We start from the raw sequence: 17,889 nt of genomic DNA on the forward strand, positions 1-17,889 counted from the left end.
TGAGTTCTCGGATAAACGGCCGCTGAAGTGGGACGGCAGCCGCTTGGCGTCGTTGTTTCTGCGAGATCCACCGGGACCCGACCTCAGTGCGAGCCCGCCCCCGCGCTCCGTACCGCCCCCACGCTCGCGGCCACGACCAGCCCGATCGCCACCACCTCGGCCCAGCCCAGCGCCTGGTGCAGTACGAGGAATCCGGCGGTGGCCGCGACGGCCGGCTCCAGGCTCATCATCACGGCGAAGCCGGAGGCCGGGAGCTTGCGCAGGGCGAGCAGTTCCAGGGTGTAGGGCATGACGGACGACATCAGGGCGACCGCGGCGCCCAGGCCCACGGTGACCGGGTCCAGCAGGGCGGTGCCGGCGCTCGCGATGCCGAACGGCAGGCTGAGCAGCGCCGCGACGGTCATCGCCACCGCCAGCCCGTCCGCCCGGGGGAAACGCTGCCCCGTACGGGCGGAGAGCAGGATGTAGGCGGCCCACAGGCCGCCGGCCGCCAGCGCGAACGCGGCCCCCGAGAGGTTGAGCCCGTCGAAGCCCTCGCGCCCCAGCAGCACCACACCGCCCAGCGCCAGCCCCGCCCACACCAGGCTCAGCAGCCTGCGCGAGGTCGCCACCGACAGGATCAGCGGCCCGAGGAACTCCAAGGTGACCGCGGCGCCCAGCGGGATGCGGTCGATCGCCTGGTAGAAGAGCGAGTTCATACCGGCCAGGGCGACGCCGAAGGCGAGCACCGTGACCCAGTCGCCCCGTGTGTAGCCGCGCAGTCTGGGACGGCAGGCGATCAGCAGCACCAGCGCGGCGACGACCAGCCGCAAGGTGACCACGCCCAGCGCACCGGCCCGCGGGAAGAGCAGCACCGCCACCGACGAGCCGAACTGCAGCGAGACGATCCCGCCGATGACCAGCGCCACCGACCCGAGCCGCCCGCGCGCACCCGACGCCCCGGCGGCCCCCGCCTGAACCTCCGCCGTCAGCACCTCCGGCGACGGCGGCACGGGATGCGGAATCTCCCCGTCGCCGGCGGGCAGGGTGGGAACGGCAGGAGCCGGCGTACGGCCTTCGGGGTTCTCGGGCGATGCATTCACGCCACCACGCTACGGGGCCTTCTTCCGGTCCGTGAAATGCGTTTTCCCTTGTTGTTATGCTCCCCACGCATGAGCATCGAGCTGCGTCATTTTCGCTGCTTTCTGGCCATCGCGGACACCCTGAGCATCACCCGCGCCGCCGAACGCCTGCATCTGACCCAGCCGGCCGTCTCCCGCACCCTGCGCCAACTGGAACAGGAACTGGGCCTCCGCCTCGTCGACCGCTCCACCCACCACCTCGCGCTCACCCCCGACGGCGTCGCCTTCCGCGACCGGGCCGCGATCGCGGTGACCGCCTTCGACCGCGCGCTCGGCGCCGCCCACCACACCGCCTGGCCGCTGCGCCTGGGCCACGCCTGGTCGGCCGCCGGTACGGACACCACCGCCCTGCTGCGCCGCTGGCACGAGGAGCACCCCCGCACCCCGCTCGAACTCCTCCGCATCGACGACCGCACGGCCGGTCTCGCCCGCGGCGATGTGGACGCCGCCCTGCTGCGCGGCGAGGTCCGCGCCCCGGGCCTGATCACCGAGCAGCTCACCACCGAGCCCCGGGTCGCCGGCCTGCCCGCCGACGACCCGCTGGCCCACCGCACCGCCGTCTCCCTCACCGACCTGACCGACCGCACCATCGCCCTCAACACCGTCTCCGGCACCACCACCCTCGACCTGTGGCCCGCCGCGGCCCGCCCCGCCTCGACGATCACCATCGGCAACACCGACGACTGGCTGGCCGCCATCACCGGCGGCCGCGCCGTGGGCGTCACCACCTCCGCCACCGCCGAGATGCACCCGCACCCGTCGATGGCCTACGTCCCGCTGACCGACGCGCCGCCGGTCCCGGTCGTCATCGCCCGCCGCGACGGCCCGGGACATCCGCGCATCCCCGACCTGGTCAGGCTGGCCCACGAGGTCATCGGGAGGCCGGGGGGCGGGGGTACCCGGTGAACGCTCCCCGGCGGGCCCGGCCCGGTGTGGGATGCAGGTGCCGTCCGCGCTCCATAAGCTCGTAGCAGGGAGCACTCGCCGACGGGCGGAGGCCCGGCCGGTACGACCCCGTGCCCCCGGTGCCGTTGCGGCGTCCGCCCCGGGACCCGGACACCGGGACGGGTGCTCAGCGCCGCATCGCTCCTGATGCCCCTGACGTGGAGTCCTTCATGACCACACCGCGGGACCTGTTGTTCGTCGCCCTGGACGTGGAGGCCGGTCGCACTCCCGAGCACGGTGAGCTGTCGCTCGCGCTCGCGGGAGCCGAACTGATCGACCTCCTCGACGCGAACGCCCTCGGCCTGGACGGCGACCGCATCGTCCCGGGCTTCCGGCCCGCCGTGGCCGACCGCCTCATGGACGAGGCCGCGTCGTCCCTCGACCAGCAGCCGCCGTACGAGTCGGTCGGCGACTGGCTGTGGCGCAGGGGCCGCGGCCTGACCGCTTCCTACCTGGCCGTCCTGGAGGCGGAAGGACAGCTCACCCGGCAGGGCGGCGGCCGGTGGAAGCGCTTCCGCACCGGCGAGTTGAAGCCGGCCGACTCGCCCGACCGGCGCGCGGCAGTGGACCGCTTGACCTCGGACGAGCCCGTCCTCACGGCTCTCGTAGCGCCCCTGGGCATTCTCGGCGAGGCGGCCGCGGACCCACCGGAGGTGACCGACGAAGCGGTGGCGACGGTGCTCGGCGCCGTCGACGACGCGGTGCGGGAGCTGCAGTTCGAACGCCAGCGGCGCGCCCTCGACGAGGAGGCCTTCAGCAACATCTGGCGGGGCTACGACGGCTGGTGACCGGCTGCGCGAGGCCGCCGGCCGCGCCGTGATGCGGCGTCGGCCCAGCCGTCGGGGGTCGCCTACCGGTACCTCCCCGAACTGTGCACCGCCGCCATCGCGGCCCTGCTGCTGCTCCCGGCCTCCCACAGCTACTTCTCCTCGGTCCGGCGGACCGGCTGAGGGCGGGACGCCGGCCGCCGACGGCAGCCGGGCGCCCGGTCCGGTGCCTGGGTGTGCGGCACCCGGCCTCGGTCCGCCCTGGTTGAGGGGCCGCCCGCGGCACAGAGTGATCGCACCCGGCGCCTCCGGGCCGACGCGAACGAGCGCGTCGGCGGCTGCCGCCGGTGCCCGCGATCCCCTTCAGAGGAGCACCCGTGTCCGCTGTGTCCGCCACCCCCCTCGACGACGACCACTTCGCCCGACGCCTGCGGCGCCTGGAGGACAAGGAGTCCCTGCGCGCGCTGATGATCCACGGCTGGCGGGCGCTGGACCGCAAGGACTGGCGCACCTGGATCACGTGCTGGTCCGAGGACGCGGTCCTGGAGTTCGGCCCGTGGGAGCGGGTCCACGGCCGGGACGCGATCCTGACCAAGGTGGTCGAGGCCGAAGCGCCGTACACCACCATGCAGCACCACATCCTCAACATGGACTTCGAGGTGCAGGGCGACCGGGCGACCGGCGTCGGCTACATGTGGTTCGTGGCCGTCGCCGGTGCCGGTCCCGTCTCCTCGCCCTACGCCATGGGCGGTCCCTACGACTGGGAGTTCTCCCGTGGGACCGACGGATGGCGCCTGACCCGCCAACGGCTCGGCGTCTGGTGGACCACCGGCGAGGACACCCTCCGCTCCTTCACCGAGGGCGAGTAGGCCGGGCGTCGAACGCCCGCCGGGACCGGGGGGGCGGTGGTGCCGCACCTCCCGCTCCGCGGGCAGCGGTTCGACGGCGGCCGGAGAGCTGTCCGGCCGCCGGCCCCGGCGAACCGCCCCCGGCCCCTCAGCCGCCCTGCGCTTCGCCCCCGTCCCCCTCCCCCAACGCCTCCGCCAGCACCTCCGCCAGATGGCGTCCCGGCCGGTCGCCGAGCTGGTCGAGCTGGGTCCGGCAGGAAAAGCCGTCCGCGAGGACCTCCGTCCCCTCGGGGGATTCCCTTACGGCGGGCAGCAGCTGGTCCTCGGCGCAGGCCACCGAGATGTCGTAGTGGCCGCGCTCGAAGCCGAAGTTGCCGGCCAGGCCGCAGCAGCCGCCGGACAACTGGCCGGTGAGACCCGCGCGTTCGCGCAGGCGACGGTCGGCCGCGTCGCCGAGGACCGCGTGCTGGTGGCAGTGGGTCTGGCCGGCGACGGGGCGGTCCAGGCGCGGGGGCTGCCAGTCGGGGGCCAGCTCCTCCAGGACTTGCGCGAAGGTCCGGACGGAACGGGCCAGTTGCGCGGCCCGGGGGTCGTCGGGCAGCAGTTCCGGGAGGTCCGTGCGGAGGGCGGCGGCGCAACTGGGTTCGAGGACGACCAGGGGGCGGCCGTCCCGGAGCAGCGGGCTCAGGACCTCGACCGTACGGCGCATCACCGCGCGGGCCCGGTCGAGCTGGCCGGTGGAGACATAGGTCAGGCCGCAGCACAGGGGGCGGTGGCGGCGTGGCAGCGCAGCGGCCCCGGGCGGGCGCAGGGGTGCGGTGGGCGGCAGGAGGGGACGCAGACCGGCGGCCTCCAGGACGCGTACGGCGGACCGGCCGACCTCCGGGGAGAGGTGGTTGGTGAAGGTGTCGGGCCACAGGACGACCGTGCGGCCGGCCGGGGCCTCGGGGGCCGCCGTCTTCCGGCGGTGCCACCACCAGCGGGTGAACGTCTCCGTGGCCAGCCGGGGGATCGGGCGCTCGGGGGCGATTCCGCCGAGGCGTTTGCCGACGGCCGCCAGCGGTGTACGGGCGAGCGCGTTGAGGACGGGCGCGGCGGGGGCCGCGGCGTGCAGCCACTGCGGGAGGCGGCCCATGGAGTAGTGGGCGGCGGGCCGCAGCCGGCCCTCGTAGTGGTGGTGCAGGAACTCCGCCTTGTAGGTGGCCATGTCGACCCCTACGGGGCAGTCGCTGCGGCAGCCCTTGCAGGACAGGCAGAGGTCGAGGGCCTCGTGCACCTCCGGCGACTGCCAGCCGTCCGTGATCACCTCGCCGGCCAGCATCTCGTGCAGCAGCCGGGCCCGGCCGCGGGTGGAGTGCCGCTCCTCGCCGGTGGCACGGAAGGACGGGCACATCACGTCCGTCGAGCCCGGACCGGTCGCGGCGTTACGGCACTTGGCGACGCCGACGCAGCGCCGTACGGCCGCGGAGAAGTCCCCGTCGTCGTGCGGGTAGCCGAAGGCGACCGGGACCGGGGTCCTGGGCAGCAGTTCGAAGCGCAGGTTCTCGTCGAGCCGTGCGGGGCGGACGAGCATGCCCGGGTTGAGGCCGGCGGCCGGGTCCCAGAGCGATTTGAACCGCTCGAAGAGGCCAACGAGTTCCGGGCCGTACATCTTCGGGAGCAGTTCGGCGCGGGCCTGGCCGTCGCCGTGCTCGCCGGAGAGCGAGCCGCCGTGCGCCACCACGAGTTCGCCCAGGTCGTAGGAGAACTCCCGGAAGCGGCGGATGCCGGGCGCGGTCAGCAGGTCGAAGTCGATGCGGACGTGGATGCAGCCGTCGCCGAAGTGGCCGTAGGGCGTACCGCGCAGGCCGTGCTGGGTCAGCAGGGCGCGGAAGTCCCGCAGATACGGGCCGAGCCGGGCGGGCGGGACGGCGCAGTCCTCCCAGCCGGGCCAGGCCTCGGAGCCATCGGCCAGCCGGGTCGCGGTGCCCGAGGCGTCCTCGCGGATCCGCCACAGGGCGCGCTGGCCGGCCGGGTCGGTGACGAGGGTGTGATCGGTGGCACCGTCCGCGGCCGCCGCCCGGCACAGCGCCTCGGCCCGTGCCGCCGCCTCACCGGGACTCGCGCCGCCCATCTCCACGAACAGCCAGGCGCCGCCCTCGGGCAGCCCGGCCGCGCTGCCCACCAGGTCGGCGGCCATCCCCTCGACGGTCATCGGCCGGTGCGGCAGCAGGGTGTGCGCGGCCTCGGCCGCCGCGCTCTCGTCGGGGTAGCCGAGGACGGCGAGGGCCCGCGCCGCGGGGGTCTCCACCAGGCGCACGGTGGCCTCGGTCAGCACGCCGAGGGTGCCCTCGCTGCCGGTGAGGGCACGGGCCAGGTCGGTGCCCGCTTCGGGCAGCAGCGCGTCCAGGGCGTAGCCGGAGATCCGGCGGGGGAGGTCGGGGTAGCCGGTGCGCAGCAGCGCCAACTGCCCGTCGACCAGGGCCTTGACGCCGTCCCGCAGACGCGGCGGCAGTCCGGTCGGGGCGCCGGTGGGCCCCGTACCGCGGCCGGCCCGCACCTGCTCGCCGCCGTAGGTCAGCAGCTCCAGCTCGCGGACGCTGTCGGCGGTGGTGCCCCAGGCCACCGAGTGCGAGCCGCAGGAGTTGTTGCCGATCATGCCGCCGAGGGTGCAGCGGCTGTGGGTGGAGGGGTCGGGGCCGAAGGTCAGTCCGTGCTTCCCGGCCGCCGCCCGCAGGTCGTCGAGGATGACGCCGGGCTGGACGACGGCGGTGCGGGCGGCCGCGTCCAGCGACACGATGCGCCGCATGTGCCGGGTGAAGTCCAGCACCACACCGACACCGGTCGCCTGCCCGGCGATACTGGTCCCGGCGCCGCGCGGCACCACCGGCACCCCGTGTTCCCGGCACACCCGCAGCGCCGCCGCGACGTCCTCGGCGTCCCGGGGCGCGACCACCGCCGTGGGCACCCGCCGGTAATTGGACGCGTCCATCGTCATCAGTGCCCGGTCGGCCGCGGCGAACGAGACCTCCCCCCGTACCGCGGCCGCCAACTCCTTCGCCAGGTTCCGCTTCTCCGTCTCCGTACGATCAGCCATGTCTCCAGCCTGCCCACTGGGGCGGGTTCATGGGGCCTCGGCAGGCCGGTGAGTGGTGAGGGACCGGCGGGAAGGGCCGGCCGCGGCGGCCCCGGCCGGGTGGAAGCGGAAGACGTTCTCCGGATCGTGGTGGTCCTTGAGCCGGGCCAGCCGCCGGTGTTCGTCGGCGTCGTGCACGCTGCGGGCCACCTCCGCGGCGTCCGGCCGCTCCCCGTGCGGGCCGAAGAGGAAGTTCACGCTCCGGCCGATCCGCCAGGGCTCCACGGCCGCCAGCACCTCGGCATGCAGCGCCCGCACGGTCGCGCGGGCGGCATCGGGCCCGTCGGAGCGAGGCGCAGCGGCGCCGGACCGGCCGGTGCCCTCAGCCCCAGGGCGGCCGGCGCCGGACCGGTCCGTGCCATCGGTGCCGGGCTCCTCCCCCGTATCGGCCCCGATCAGCGGCGACAGCACCCGCAGCGCGAACCGGGCGTCCCGGTGGCCGACGGCACCGGCCACGTCGTCCGGCCCGCCCCGCCGCGCCATCGCACCCCCGAGATGGTTGAGCTGGACCACGCACATGGCCGGCGCGGCCGGCCCCGCCAGCGTGGCCACCCGGAGCAGCGCCGCCGCGTCCAGCCCGCCGAGCAGCGCGTTGTCACCGTCGTAGGCGTGCGGATCGCTCGGATCCTGGTGGATGGTGTGCGACTCGGCGTACGGCATCTCGCGCAGCTGGTCGCTCACCCGCGGCCCCACCGCCCGCAGCGGCGCCACCAGCCGCTCGCCCTCCTCGGCACTCCCCGTCCAGGCGATCCGGATCTGCGCGAGGTGGCGGCCGCGCAGCGACTCGGGAAGCTGCGGGAGGTCCGGGTACACGATCAGCGCGAGCGACGAGGTCAGCTCGTCCGGGACGGTCTCGGTCCAGCGCAGATACGCCGCCAGCGCCGTGTCGATCCGCTCGCCGTCGAACACCAGCTGCCCGCCGTACAGCCGGGCCACCGGCACCAGCCCGAACTCCATCGCGGTCACCGCCCCCAGGCCGTGGCCGCCGCCGAGCAGCGCCCGGAACAGCCCGGGGTCGCTCTCCGCGGTGACCGTCCGCCGGCGGGCGCCGGCGGTGACCAGGTCGACGGACCGCACCTGGTCGGCGGCGAAGCCATAGGTACGGGCCAGCACCCCGACGCCGCCCCCGAGGGTGTACGAGACGACGCCGACGCCCGGGGAGGAGCCGTTGAGCGGCGCCAGACCGTACGGGGCCGCCGCCTCGACGACCTGTCCCCAGACGACACCCGCCTCGACCCGCGCGGTCCGGGCCGCCGGGTCCACCCGCACCCCGTCCATCCGCCGCGTGCTGATCAGCAGTCCGCCGTCGGTGGCCGCCGAGAGCCCGTGCCCGGTGGCCTGGACGGCGACCGGCAGCCCCTGAGCACGGGCGAAGCGCACGGCGGCGACGACGTCCTCGGCGCACCGGGCACCGACGATCACGGCCGGCCGGTGCCGGTACGCCCGCTGGAACCCGGACCGTTCGGCGTCGTAGCCGTCGTCGCCGGGGACGAGGACGGGGCCCCGGGACTCCCGGACGAGGGCGGCGAGAGCGGCGGGGTCGAGGGCGGGGGCGTCGGCGTGGGGGCGGTGCGTCCGTACGAGGTCGTTGATCTCCATGCCGCACACGGTGCCGCGATAACTTGACACCTGCCGTCATATATAAAGAACGCTTGTGAAAGCGGACCGGCTGCTCTCGATCCTCCTGCTCCTCCAGACCCGGGGCCGGGTCCCGGCCGGAGAACTCGCCGCACGGCTGGAGGTCTCGACCCGGACCGTCCACCGCGACATCGAGTCGCTGTCGGCGGCCGGGGTGCCGGTCTATGCCGAACGCGGCCGGCACGGCGGGATCGCGCTGCTGCCCGGCTTCCGTACGGACGTCACGGGGATGACCACCGACGAGGCGCGCGCCCTGTTCATCCTGGCCGCGCAGGGCGCCCACACCGCCCTCGGTCTGGACGAGGCGCTCGGCTCGGCGCTGCGCAAGGTGATGGCGGCGCTGCCCGCCCCGCACCGGCCGGCCGCGGAGCTGGCCGGCAGCCGCATCCTGGTCGACCCCGACAAGTGGATGAGCGGCCCGCGCCCCGCCGTCGACCTGGACGAACTCCAGACCGCCGTCTTCACCGACCGGCGGCTGCGCATCCGTTACCGCCACAGCGGTGAGACCCGGCTGCGGACGTACACCGTCGACCCGTACGGGCTGGTCGCCAAGGCCGGGACCTGGTACCTCGTCGCGGACCGGCGCGGCAGACCGCAGCTCTTCCGCGCCGACCGGGTCGGGTCGGCGGCTCTCACCGACGCCCCCGTGCGGCGGCGCGAGGGAGTGGAGCTCGCCGCCGTCTGGCAGCAGTTGCGCCGCCAGGTGGAGGACCGGCCCGCGGAGGTCAGGGTGACCGCCCGGATCCGCCGCGACCGCCTCGACCTGGCCGTACGCATCCTGGGCGGAGCACTGACCGGGCCACCCCGTACGGGTGACGGCGCGGAATCACCGGACGTCGGGAGCCCCGGGGACGGCTGGGCCGTCATCGAGCTGGCCTACCCGGTTCTCGGCGCGGTCCGTCAGCTGCTCCAGTTCGGCGACTCGCTCGAAGTGCTCGACCCGCCGGCGGCCCGCCGGGTGATGGCCGAGGCCGCCGCCGCCCTCACCGCCGTCTACGCGGCAAACGCCCCGTCCGCATAGCGCTCCGGCGCCGTCCACCGTACGAGCATCCGGCATCTCACCCGCTGGACGCGGAGCCGAAGCGCCGAGCGCGACGGATTAGGCTTCCCCCGTGGCTGATATCCAGATTCCCGCTGACATCAAGCCCGCCGACGGACGCTTCGGCGCGGGCCCCTCCAAGGTGCGTACGGAGGCGCTCGGCGCCCTCGCCGCCACCGGTAGCTCCCTTCTCGGCACCTCCCACCGCCAGGCCCCGGTCAAGAACCTGGTCGGCGCGGTGCGCGACGGCGTACGCGACCTCTTCCAGCTCCCCGAGGGCTACGAGGTCGTGCTCGGCAACGGCGGCTCCACCGCGTTCTGGGACATCGCGACGCACGGCCTGATCGAGCGCAAGTCCCAGCACCTCAGCTTCGGTGAGTTCTCCTCGAAGTTCGCCAAGGCCGCCAAGCTGGCGCCGTGGCTGGACGAGCCCACCGTCATCTCCGCCGACCCGGGCGACCACCCGGACCCGGTCGCGGAGGCGGGCGTGGACGTCTACGGCTTCACCCACAACGAGACCTCGACCGGTGTCGCCGCCCCCATCAAGCGGGTCGCGGGCGCCGACGAGGGCGCGCTGGTGCTGGTCGACGCCACCTCCGGCGCCGGCGGCCTGCCCGTGGACATCAGTGAGACCGATGTCTACTACTTCGCCCCGCAGAAGTCGTTCGCCTCCGACGGCGGCCTGTGGCTGGCGGCCTTCTCCCCCGCCGCCCTGGAGCGCGCCCGCGCCGTCCACGCGTCCGGCCGGCACATCCCGGAGTTCTTCTCGCTGCCCACCGCGATCGACAACTCCCTCAAGAACCAGACGTACAACACCCCCGCGCTGTCCACCCTCTTCCTGCTCAACGAGCAGCTGGAGTGGATCAACGGCCAGGGCGGCCTGGACTGGGCGGTCCGCCGCACCGCCACCTCCTCGCGCACCCTCTACGGCTGGGCCGAGGACTCCAAGTACGCCACCCCGTTCGTCACCGACCCGGCCAAGCGCTCGCAGGTCATCGGCACCATCGACTTCGACGAGGGCATCGACGCCGCGGCCGTCGCCAAGGCCCTGCGCGCCAACGGCATCGTCGACACCGAGCCGTACCGCAAGCTCGGCCGCAACCAGCTGCGGATCGCGATGTTCCCGGCGATCGACCCGTCGGACGTCGAGGCCCTCACGGCCTGCATCGACCATGTGATCGGCAAGCTGTAACGACCGGCTCGCACGTTGCACCACAGGCCCCGGCGGGCGACCGCCGGGGCCTGTGCGTCGTCTCGGCCCCACGGCTCGCCGCTCCGTGCCGAGGGTGACGGAGCCGGGACCGCCGTACGCCCCGTCAAGCCGTGCGGCGGTATCGCCGTATGGAGGGAGCGCCTCCCCCGTTGCCGCCCGAACGGACGTACCGCGGCATGACGAAACGGGCTGGATATGCCTGTATGGGACCCATGACGAATCCCCCGAGTCCCGGTCTCGCCCCCTTCGAGCGGCAGGGGGCGGTGCTGCTGACCACGTACAAGCGGGACGGCACCGGCGTCGGCACGGCGGTCAACATCGCCGTCGACGGCGACCACGCCTATATCCGCACGTACGGCAGCGCCGGAAAGGCCAAGCGGATGCGCAACTTCCCGGAGGTGGAACTCTGCGCCTCCACCTGGCGGGGCCGTCCCACCGGCCCCGTCGTCCACGCGCGGGTGCGGCTGCTGGACCCGCAGACCCGGGAGTACCGGCGCGCCGAGCGTTCACTGACCCGGAAGTATCCGCTGCTCCAGGGGCTGCTGGTGCCGTGGGCGCACCGGCTGAAGAAGGAGCGGACGCTGCACTACGAGCTGCGGCTGATCGAGGGCGAGGCGGGCGCGGAGCGGACGGCGCAGGAGTCGGGGCTGGGGATCTAGGGGGCTGGGCGTCCAGGGACCACCGCTTCCCCTAGCGCCGCCGCACCAGCCTGCGCAGTCCGACGACCAGTGCCGTGGCGACGGCGAAGACCACCGCCCCCTTGATGAAGTCGGGGTCCAGGTCCGTCCCCGAACTCCCCTTCCCGCCCTGGCCGTTGGCGCCGTCGCCGTTCGACGGGTCGTCCTCGGCCGAGTCCGGCAGCTGGTCGTCGCTCAGCCCGACCGGTTTGACGTCGCTGTCGCTGCCCTCCGAGCCGTACATCAGGGTGCGGCCGTCGGGGGTGAAGGTGACCGATTCGCCCTGCTGTTGGACCGGGACGCCCACACTGCCGAGGTCCTTCGGGCGGCCGTCCTGCCAGCGGTAGACCCGGGCGCCGAAGTAGCTGCGCATCACCAGGCGGCTGCCGTCGGGGGAGAACGCCCCGTCCGTCACCCACAGATCGATCGGCGCGACCTTGCGGAAGACGTTGGTGCCGGAGGTGGTGAGCCGCTGCGGCCCCGCGTAGAGGGCGCCGCCGCCGTCCTGCTTCTTGCTGGCGATGTAGACCCGGCCGGTCTTGGGGTGCACCATCAGCGCCTCGGCGTCGCGCGGCCCGTCCGCGTACTTCACATCGAACTGGGTCGCCGTCACCGTCGCGTCGCGCAGCTTCTTCGGTTCGGGGAAGCGGTAGATCCAGACGTGGTTCCAGGTGCCGCCGAGGTTGTCGCCGATGTCGCCGACGTAGACATCGCCGTCCGGGCCGATCGAGATCGCCTCGACATCGCGCGGTGTGCCGATGCCGCGCAGCGTGATCCGGGCGACCGTACGGCCGGACCTGCCGTCGACGGCGTAGACGTACGGGCCGTCGTCGCTGTCGTTGTGGGTCCAGTAGATCCCGGGGTGCGCACGGCTGGCGGCCAGGCCGCTGGACTCGGTGATCCGGGGGTCGCCGATGGTGAAGCCGTCGGGCTCGTCGGCGGCGGCGGGCACCACGGCCGCCGACCACAGGATTCCCGCGGCACCGGCCGCGCACAGAAGCGAACGCATGGGCACAGACTGCCATCCCGGGCCGCCGTGCGCGGACGCGGCGGCCACCCTCCTCGCCGTCGCCCGCACCGCGCCGGCCACCTCTGCCCGCGTCACGGCCCCGGGCGTGTCCAGCGTCACGTACCGAGCAGTAGGGGGTCTCGGCCATCATGGCCGGATGAGGATCATGTTCGTCGGTGACTCGATGACCATTGGGAGCACCGGCGATTTCACGTGGCGCTACCGGATGTGGCAGCACCTGAACGCGACGTTCGACGGCCCGTACCGCATCGTCGGGCCGCGCCACACGCTCCACGAACCGGCCGCGGGCGTCCCCACCTCCACCGCCTACGCCGACCCCGGCTTCCCCGACGAGGCCCGCCGTCATCTCGCCGGCTGGGGCGAGGGCTGGCTGCACATGGCGCCGCTGATCGGCGACATGGTGCGCCGGTACGAGGCCGACACCCTGCTGGTATCGCTCGGGCTGATAGACCTCGGGTTCTACACGAACGCCGAGCAGACCGCGGAGAACGTCCGGGAGTTCGTGGCGCGGGCCCGGGAGGCGGCGCCGCACGTCCGGGCGGTGCTGATGCCGGTGATACCCAATGTGCGGGCGGCGGCGGACGCCGCGTTCGGCGCGGAGTGCGAGCGCTTCAACGAGTTGCTGGCCAAGGCCGTCGCCGATCTCTCCACCCTGCACTCCCCGCTGCTGCTGGCCTCCGAACCGTGCGGCTGGGAGACCGGGAGCGCCACGTACGACGGTACCCATCCCTCCCCGTGGGGCGAGCGGTTGCTGGCCGGGGCGTTCGCCGGGGCGATGCATCAGGCATGGGGCGTCGGGGGCCCGTACCCGGCCGCCGAACCGCACGCGGACGGTGTCAGCGGCGGGTCCACGAGTCCGCGAGCTCGCACAGCTCCGTGAGCGCCGCCTCCGTGCGTGCCCGGTCACCGGTGACCAGCAGGTCGGCCTGCAGGCCCGCGTAGGCACTGTTCAGGAAGGTGGCGTGGACCCGCGCCGCGTCGGGGGCGAGACCACGGACCTGGAGGGCGCCGGCGACGAAGTCGGCGCGGTCCGCGAGGAACTTGGGGACCCGGCCACCGAGCCGGCCGGCCGCCGCCAGCCCCTCGATCTCGTGCACGAGCCGGGTGGCACCGAGATTCTCCGGCTCCAGGTGGCGCCGCCAGGAGTCCCGCACGAGGGCGCCGATGCCGCACGAGGTGTCGTCCCAGCCCTCGGTGGCCCGCAGTTGCCCGTGCTGGATCTCGTCCAGCCGCTCCAGTACGGCCGTGATCAGGTCGTCCTTGTCCGCGAAGTGATGGGTCAGCACCCGTGTGCTGTGCCCGAGCGCCTGGGCCAGCGGACGCAACGAGAGGCCCGCGATCCCCGTTTCGGCCAGCTGCTCGATGACCGCGTCGAGGATCTCGGTACGGCGTCGGGGGTCGCGGGGCCTGGCCATCGGTCGGACTCTCCTAGCGTGCGGGGATCTCCGGGCGGGCGTGCTGGGCCCTCCGGGCCCGTCGGTCCATCGGCCCTCCGGCCGGGCCACGCTCCACCCTAAAGAGGGAAACAAGCGTTACGTTAACGGCATGTCCACGCTCTCCGCCTTACGGCGGCGCCTCCCCGCCGGCTGGCTCTGTGCCCTCACCCTCTGCGCCTTCGCGCTCCAGACCGACGACTTCGTGATCACCGGCGTACTGCCCGCCCTCGCCCGTGAGCTGACGGTCGGCCAGGCCGCGGCCGGACAGCTCGTCACCGTCTTCTCCGTCATCTGCGCGGCGGTCGCCCCGGTCGCCGCCGTCGTCACCGCCCGGCTCCCCCGGCGCCGCCTTCTCACCGCCGCCCTGACGCTCTTCTGCCTCGCCAACTTCGCGGTGCTGGTGACGCGTTCGTACGGCGCGCTGATGGTGCTGCGGGTACTGGCCGCGCTCGCCGCCACCGTCGCACTGCCCACCGTCCTCGCCGTGACCGCCCACCTCGCGCCGCCGGAACGCCGCGGCAGCAGTCTCGCCACCGTCATGGCCGGGCTGACCGGTGCCGTGGTCATCGGCGTCCCGGCCGGCACCTGGACCGGGGCGGCACTGGGCTGGCGTACCCGCCACCCGCCACAGGTCCTTGCTTCGAGAGCACTCCAAGGCGTTGGCTGGACCACCATGAAGTACACGCAGCTCGGACGCACCGGACTCAAGGTCAGCCGACTCGTCCTCGGGACGATGAACTTCGGGCCTCAGACGGACGAGGCCGGCAGCCACACCATCATGGACGCGGCGCAGGGCGCGGGCGTCAACTTCTTCGACACCGCCAACGTCTACGGCTTCGGGGCCGACAAGGGCCGTACCGAGGAGATCGTCGGCACCTGGTTCGCCAAGGGCGGCGGCCGGCGGGACAAGACCGTACTGGGCACCAAGGTGTACGCCAACATGGCGCCCGAAGGCGGCAAGGTCTGGCCCAACCACGACAAGCTCTCCGCGCTCAACATCCGGCGCTCGGTGGACGCCAGCCTCAAGCGGCTGGGCACCGACTACATCGACCTCTACCAGTTCCACCACGTCGACCGGGACACGCCCTGGGACGAGATCTGGCAGGCCATCGACATCCTCGTCCAGCAGGGCAAGATCCTCTACGCCGGCTCGTCCAACCACGCCGGCTGGCACATCGCCCGCGCCAACGAGACCGCCGCCCGCCGCGGTTCGCTGGGCCTGGTCAGCGAGCAGTGCCTCTACAACCTCGCCGAGCGGCGCGCCGAGATGGAGGTCATCCCGGCCGCCCAGGGCTACGGCCTGGGCGTCATGCCCTGGTCCCCGCTGCACGGCGGGCTGCTGGGCGGCGCCCTGCGCAAGGAACGCGAGGGCGGCGCGGGCCGCTCGGGCGTCGGGCGCTCGGCCGACGCCCTCGCCAACTCCGCGATCCGCGCCAAGATCCAGTCCTATGAGGACCTGCTCGACAAGCACGGCCTGGAGCCCGGGGAGGTCGCGCTGGCCTGGCTCCTGACCCGTCCCGGCGTCACCGGTCCGATCGTCGGCCCCCGTACGACGGACCAGCTCGCCTCCGCGCTGCGCGCCGTCGAACTGACCCTCCCGGACGATCTCCTCGCCTCGCTCGACGAGATCTTCCCCGGCCCCGGCCCGAGCCCGGAGGCCTTCGCCTGGTGAGCGGACCGAGCGCCCGGCAGCCGGTCGGACCGGCTGCCGGGCGCTCGGCAGCGGCCACGGCATCGCTCAGTGCAGCGCCGCCGCCACGACCACGACGATGAGCAGGACGGCGAGCAGGCCGGACATGATCCGGTTACGGGTTTTGGGGTCCACCCCTTGAGCCTAACCGGGACCGGACCGCACGCTTCAGCGGCCCGTGGTCAAGACCGGCCGCGGGGCCCGGCGGCCGGTCAGCCGCCCAGCGGCCAGGACCCCACCGTTTCGTAGCGGGGCTGCTTGCCCGCCACCCCCGGGACGGGCGGATGGCTGCACACCAGGGCGAGGGAGCCGACCGTCCACGGGGCCCCGGCGAAATCCTTCAGGGCGGCCGCGTACGGGCGGAGATCCAGGTCGGGGACGCGGTTGCGGGCGAGGGTGAGGTGGGGGGTGTACGGGCGGTGCTCCTCCTCCATCGCCACGCCGGCCCGGCGGGCCGCTGCCGCCGCCGCGCCCGCGAGGGTGCGCATGGCCGGCCGGTCGCCGTCGGCCCCGGCCCACACCACCCGGTCCGAGAAGCGGCCGCCGCCGGCGATCCGCAGCTCGTAGGGGTCGCGGCGGCCGGCCGCGCGGCCCAGGCGTTCCCGCAGGTCGGGGACGATCTCCTCGGACACCTCGCCGTAGAAGGCAAGGGTGAAGTGCCAGCTCTCCCGGCCGGTCCACCGCAGCCGCCCGGCGGCCGGGAGCTTCTTCAACTGCGCCACCTCGGCGGCCAGTTCCTCGATCGCGGGAGCGGGGGGCAGGACGGCGGCGAAGAGTCTCATGCGGTCAGTGTGGCGCAGGGCTGCTGCCGTGCGAGGGACGGCGGACCGGGCGCAGGGACGCGCCGATCCGGCCCGGGGCCGGCCCGGCAGGATCGCTCCCGCCGGACCGGGCCGCCCTACGCCGCCGGGGCCAGGTCCTTCTCCACGGACGAAGCGGTCGAGGAGGCGCTCGACGAGGCCGTTCCGGGGACCCGGGGCACGAAGGCGACATGCCGATGGCCGCGGCGCAGGTCGATCTTGAGGCGCAGGCCGCCCATCCGGGCGAGGATCAGGCCGATGACGACCGCGGCCACCAGGGAGACCAGGCCGCCCGCCAGGAAACCGATCCGGGGACCGAAGGCGTCGGTGATCCACCCGACCACCGGCGCGCCCAGCGGGGTTCCGCCCACGAAGACCATCATGAACAGGCTCATCACCCGGCCGCGCATCAGCGGATCGGTGGCCATCTGGATGCTCGAATTGGCGGTGACGTTGACCGTCAGACCGACCATGCCGATCGGGGCGAGGAGCGCCGCGAAGACCCAGAACGACGGGGCGAGCGAGGCCGCGATCTCCAGCGCGCCGAAGAGGATCGCCGCGCCGACCAGCAGCCGCAGCCGGGAACCGGCGCGGCGGGCCGCGAGCAGCGCGCCGATCAGCGAACCGGCCGCCATCAGCCCGTTGAACAGCGAGTAGGTGCCGGCGCCCTGGTGGTAGACGTGGTAGACGAACGCGGTCAGCCAGATCGGGAAGTTGAAGCCGAAGGTCCCGATGAACCCGACCAGCACGATGGGCCAGATCAGGTCGGGGCGCCCCGACACGTACCGCAGCCCCTCCCGCAGCTGCCCCTTGCTGCGCGGGACGCGGTCGACCGGGTGGAGTTCCGCGGTCCGCATCATCAGCAGGCCGGCGACCGGGGCGATGAACGACAGGCCGTTGAGCAGGAAGGCCCAGCCGCTGCCGAAGGCGGTGATCAGGACACCGGCGACGGCGGGCCCGATCAGCCGCGCGGACTGGAAGTTGGCGGAGTTGAGGCTGACGGCGTTGCGCAGCTCGTCCTGGCCGACCATCTCGGAGACGAAGGCCTGCCGGGAGGGGTTGTCGAGGACGGTGACCAGGCCGAGGACGAAGGCGACCAGATAGACGTGCCAGACCTGCACCTGGCCGCTCAGCGTGAGCACGGCGAGGGCGAGGCCGGTCAGGCCCATGGCGGACTGGGTGAACAGGAGCAGCTTGCGCTTGGCGAAGCGGTCGGCGATGACGCCGCCGTAGAGCCCGAAGAGCAGCATCGGCAGGAACTGCAGCGCGGTGGTGATGCCGACCGCGGCGGAGGAGCCGGTGAGGCTCAGCACCAGCCAGTCCTGGGCGATGCGCTGCATCCACGTGCCCGTGTTGGACACCATCTGGCCGGTGGCGAAGAGGCGGTAGTTACGTATTCGTAGGGAACTGAACGTGCCCTTGCGCGGTGTGGCGGCGGGGCCGGCGGCGACGCCCGGGGCGGTGCCCGGAGTGGTCGCGGTCGCGTCGTCGGAAACCGTGTCTTCTTGGGAGTTCGGTGCGGGGGCGGAGTGTGCTCCGGATCCCGTACTCAAAGTGGGTTCGCCTCCTC

15 protein-coding genes are annotated in these 17,889 nt (G+C 73.6%); 8 read left to right on the forward strand and 7 right to left on the reverse strand.

Translation table 11 applies throughout. The features are described 5' to 3' along the window. Positions 1–83: 83 nt before the first annotated feature. Positions 84–971: an EamA family transporter gene (locus Scani_RS07090; protein WP_246295610.1), complete on the reverse strand. Its 888-nt coding sequence runs from the start codon at positions 969–971 to the stop codon at positions 84–86. Positions 972–1,151: 180 nt separating this feature from the next. On the opposite strand from Scani_RS07090, the gene Scani_RS07095 reads away from it, so the two are divergent. The 3 genes from Scani_RS07095 to Scani_RS07105 all read left to right on the forward strand — a co-directional run bounded on the left by Scani_RS07095 (position 1,152) and on the right by Scani_RS07105 (position 3,702). Then, on the forward strand, positions 1,152–2,027 hold the full coding sequence (locus Scani_RS07095) for a LysR family transcriptional regulator (RefSeq protein WP_159471060.1): 876 nt from the start codon (positions 1,152–1,154) through the stop codon (positions 2,025–2,027). A gap of 209 nt (positions 2,028–2,236) precedes the next feature. Continuing rightward, complete coding sequence (locus tag Scani_RS07100) at positions 2,237–2,854, forward strand: GOLPH3/VPS74 family protein (protein WP_159471062.1); 618 nt, start codon at positions 2,237–2,239, stop codon at positions 2,852–2,854. 356 nt (positions 2,855–3,210) lie between these two features. Continuing rightward, on the forward strand, positions 3,211–3,702 hold the full coding sequence (locus Scani_RS07105) for a nuclear transport factor 2 family protein (protein ID WP_371872317.1): 492 nt from the start codon (positions 3,211–3,213) through the stop codon (positions 3,700–3,702). 127 nt (positions 3,703–3,829) lie between these two features. Here the strand turns inward: Scani_RS07105 and Scani_RS07110 are convergent, their stop codons facing one another. After that, positions 3,830–6,757: an FAD-binding and (Fe-S)-binding domain-containing protein gene (locus Scani_RS07110; RefSeq protein WP_159471064.1), complete on the reverse strand. Its 2,928-nt coding sequence runs from the start codon at positions 6,755–6,757 to the stop codon at positions 3,830–3,832. Positions 6,758–6,784: 27 nt separating this feature from the next. Beyond that, complete coding sequence (locus Scani_RS07115) at positions 6,785–8,395, reverse strand: FAD-binding oxidoreductase (RefSeq protein ID WP_159471066.1); 1,611 nt, start codon at positions 8,393–8,395, stop codon at positions 6,785–6,787. A 55-nt stretch (positions 8,396–8,450) separates the two neighbouring features. Here Scani_RS07115 and Scani_RS07120 point away from each other — a divergent pair, with 55 nt between their 5' ends. The 3 genes from Scani_RS07120 to Scani_RS07130 all read left to right on the forward strand — a co-directional run bounded on the left by Scani_RS07120 (position 8,451) and on the right by Scani_RS07130 (position 11,345). Continuing rightward, a complete protein-coding gene (locus tag Scani_RS07120; protein WP_159471068.1) occupies positions 8,451–9,455 on the forward strand; it encodes a helix-turn-helix transcriptional regulator in 1,005 nt (334 codons plus the stop codon). Positions 9,456–9,546: 91 nt separating this feature from the next. After that, positions 9,547–10,665 (forward strand): phosphoserine transaminase, encoded by a 1,119-nt coding sequence (serC, locus tag Scani_RS07125; protein WP_159471070.1) that lies wholly within the window; start codon positions 9,547–9,549, stop codon positions 10,663–10,665. 233 nt (positions 10,666–10,898) lie between these two features. Continuing rightward, on the forward strand, positions 10,899–11,345 hold the full coding sequence (locus Scani_RS07130; protein ID WP_159471072.1) for a PPOX class F420-dependent oxidoreductase: 447 nt from the start codon (positions 10,899–10,901) through the stop codon (positions 11,343–11,345). Between the two features lie 31 nt (positions 11,346–11,376). On the opposite strand, the gene Scani_RS07135 is transcribed toward Scani_RS07130, so the two are convergent. Next, positions 11,377–12,372 carry an esterase-like activity of phytase family protein gene (locus tag Scani_RS07135; protein ID WP_159471074.1) on the reverse strand — a complete coding sequence of 332 codons (996 nt, stop codon included), beginning with the start codon at positions 12,370–12,372 and terminating at the stop codon, positions 11,377–11,379. 166 nt (positions 12,373–12,538) lie between these two features. Between Scani_RS07135 and Scani_RS07140 the strand changes: the two genes are divergently transcribed. Further along, on the forward strand, positions 12,539–13,273 hold the full coding sequence (locus Scani_RS07140) for a GDSL-type esterase/lipase family protein (protein ID WP_159471847.1): 735 nt from the start codon (positions 12,539–12,541) through the stop codon (positions 13,271–13,273). Here Scani_RS07140 and Scani_RS07145 read toward each other — a convergent pair. Beyond that, positions 13,230–13,808: a TetR/AcrR family transcriptional regulator gene (locus Scani_RS07145; RefSeq protein ID WP_159471076.1), complete on the reverse strand. Its 579-nt coding sequence runs from the start codon at positions 13,806–13,808 to the stop codon at positions 13,230–13,232. The genes Scani_RS07140 and Scani_RS07145 overlap by 44 nt on opposite strands. 130 nt (positions 13,809–13,938) lie before the next feature. Here Scani_RS07145 and Scani_RS42075 point away from each other — a divergent pair, with 130 nt between their 5' ends. After that, positions 13,939–15,501: an aldo/keto reductase gene (locus Scani_RS42075; protein ID WP_159471078.1), complete on the forward strand. Its 1,563-nt coding sequence runs from the start codon at positions 13,939–13,941 to the stop codon at positions 15,499–15,501. Positions 15,502–15,731: 230 nt separating this feature from the next. Here the strand turns inward: Scani_RS42075 and thpR are convergent, their stop codons facing one another. Both thpR and Scani_RS07160 read right to left on the reverse strand, forming a co-directional pair. Further along, positions 15,732–16,301 carry an RNA 2',3'-cyclic phosphodiesterase gene (thpR, locus tag Scani_RS07155; protein ID WP_159471080.1) on the reverse strand — a complete coding sequence of 190 codons (570 nt, stop codon included), beginning with the start codon at positions 16,299–16,301 and terminating at the stop codon, positions 15,732–15,734. Positions 16,302–16,417: 116 nt separating this feature from the next. Next, the gene (locus Scani_RS07160) at positions 16,418–17,872 is read right to left on the reverse strand and encodes an MFS transporter (RefSeq protein ID WP_159471082.1); all 1,455 of its coding nucleotides are present in this window, start codon (positions 17,870–17,872) and stop codon (positions 16,418–16,420) included. Positions 17,873–17,889: the final 17 nt, after the last annotated feature.

Source organism: Streptomyces caniferus (assembly GCF_009811555.1).
Lineage (GTDB): Bacteria > Actinomycetota > Actinomycetes > Streptomycetales > Streptomycetaceae > Streptomyces > Streptomyces caniferus.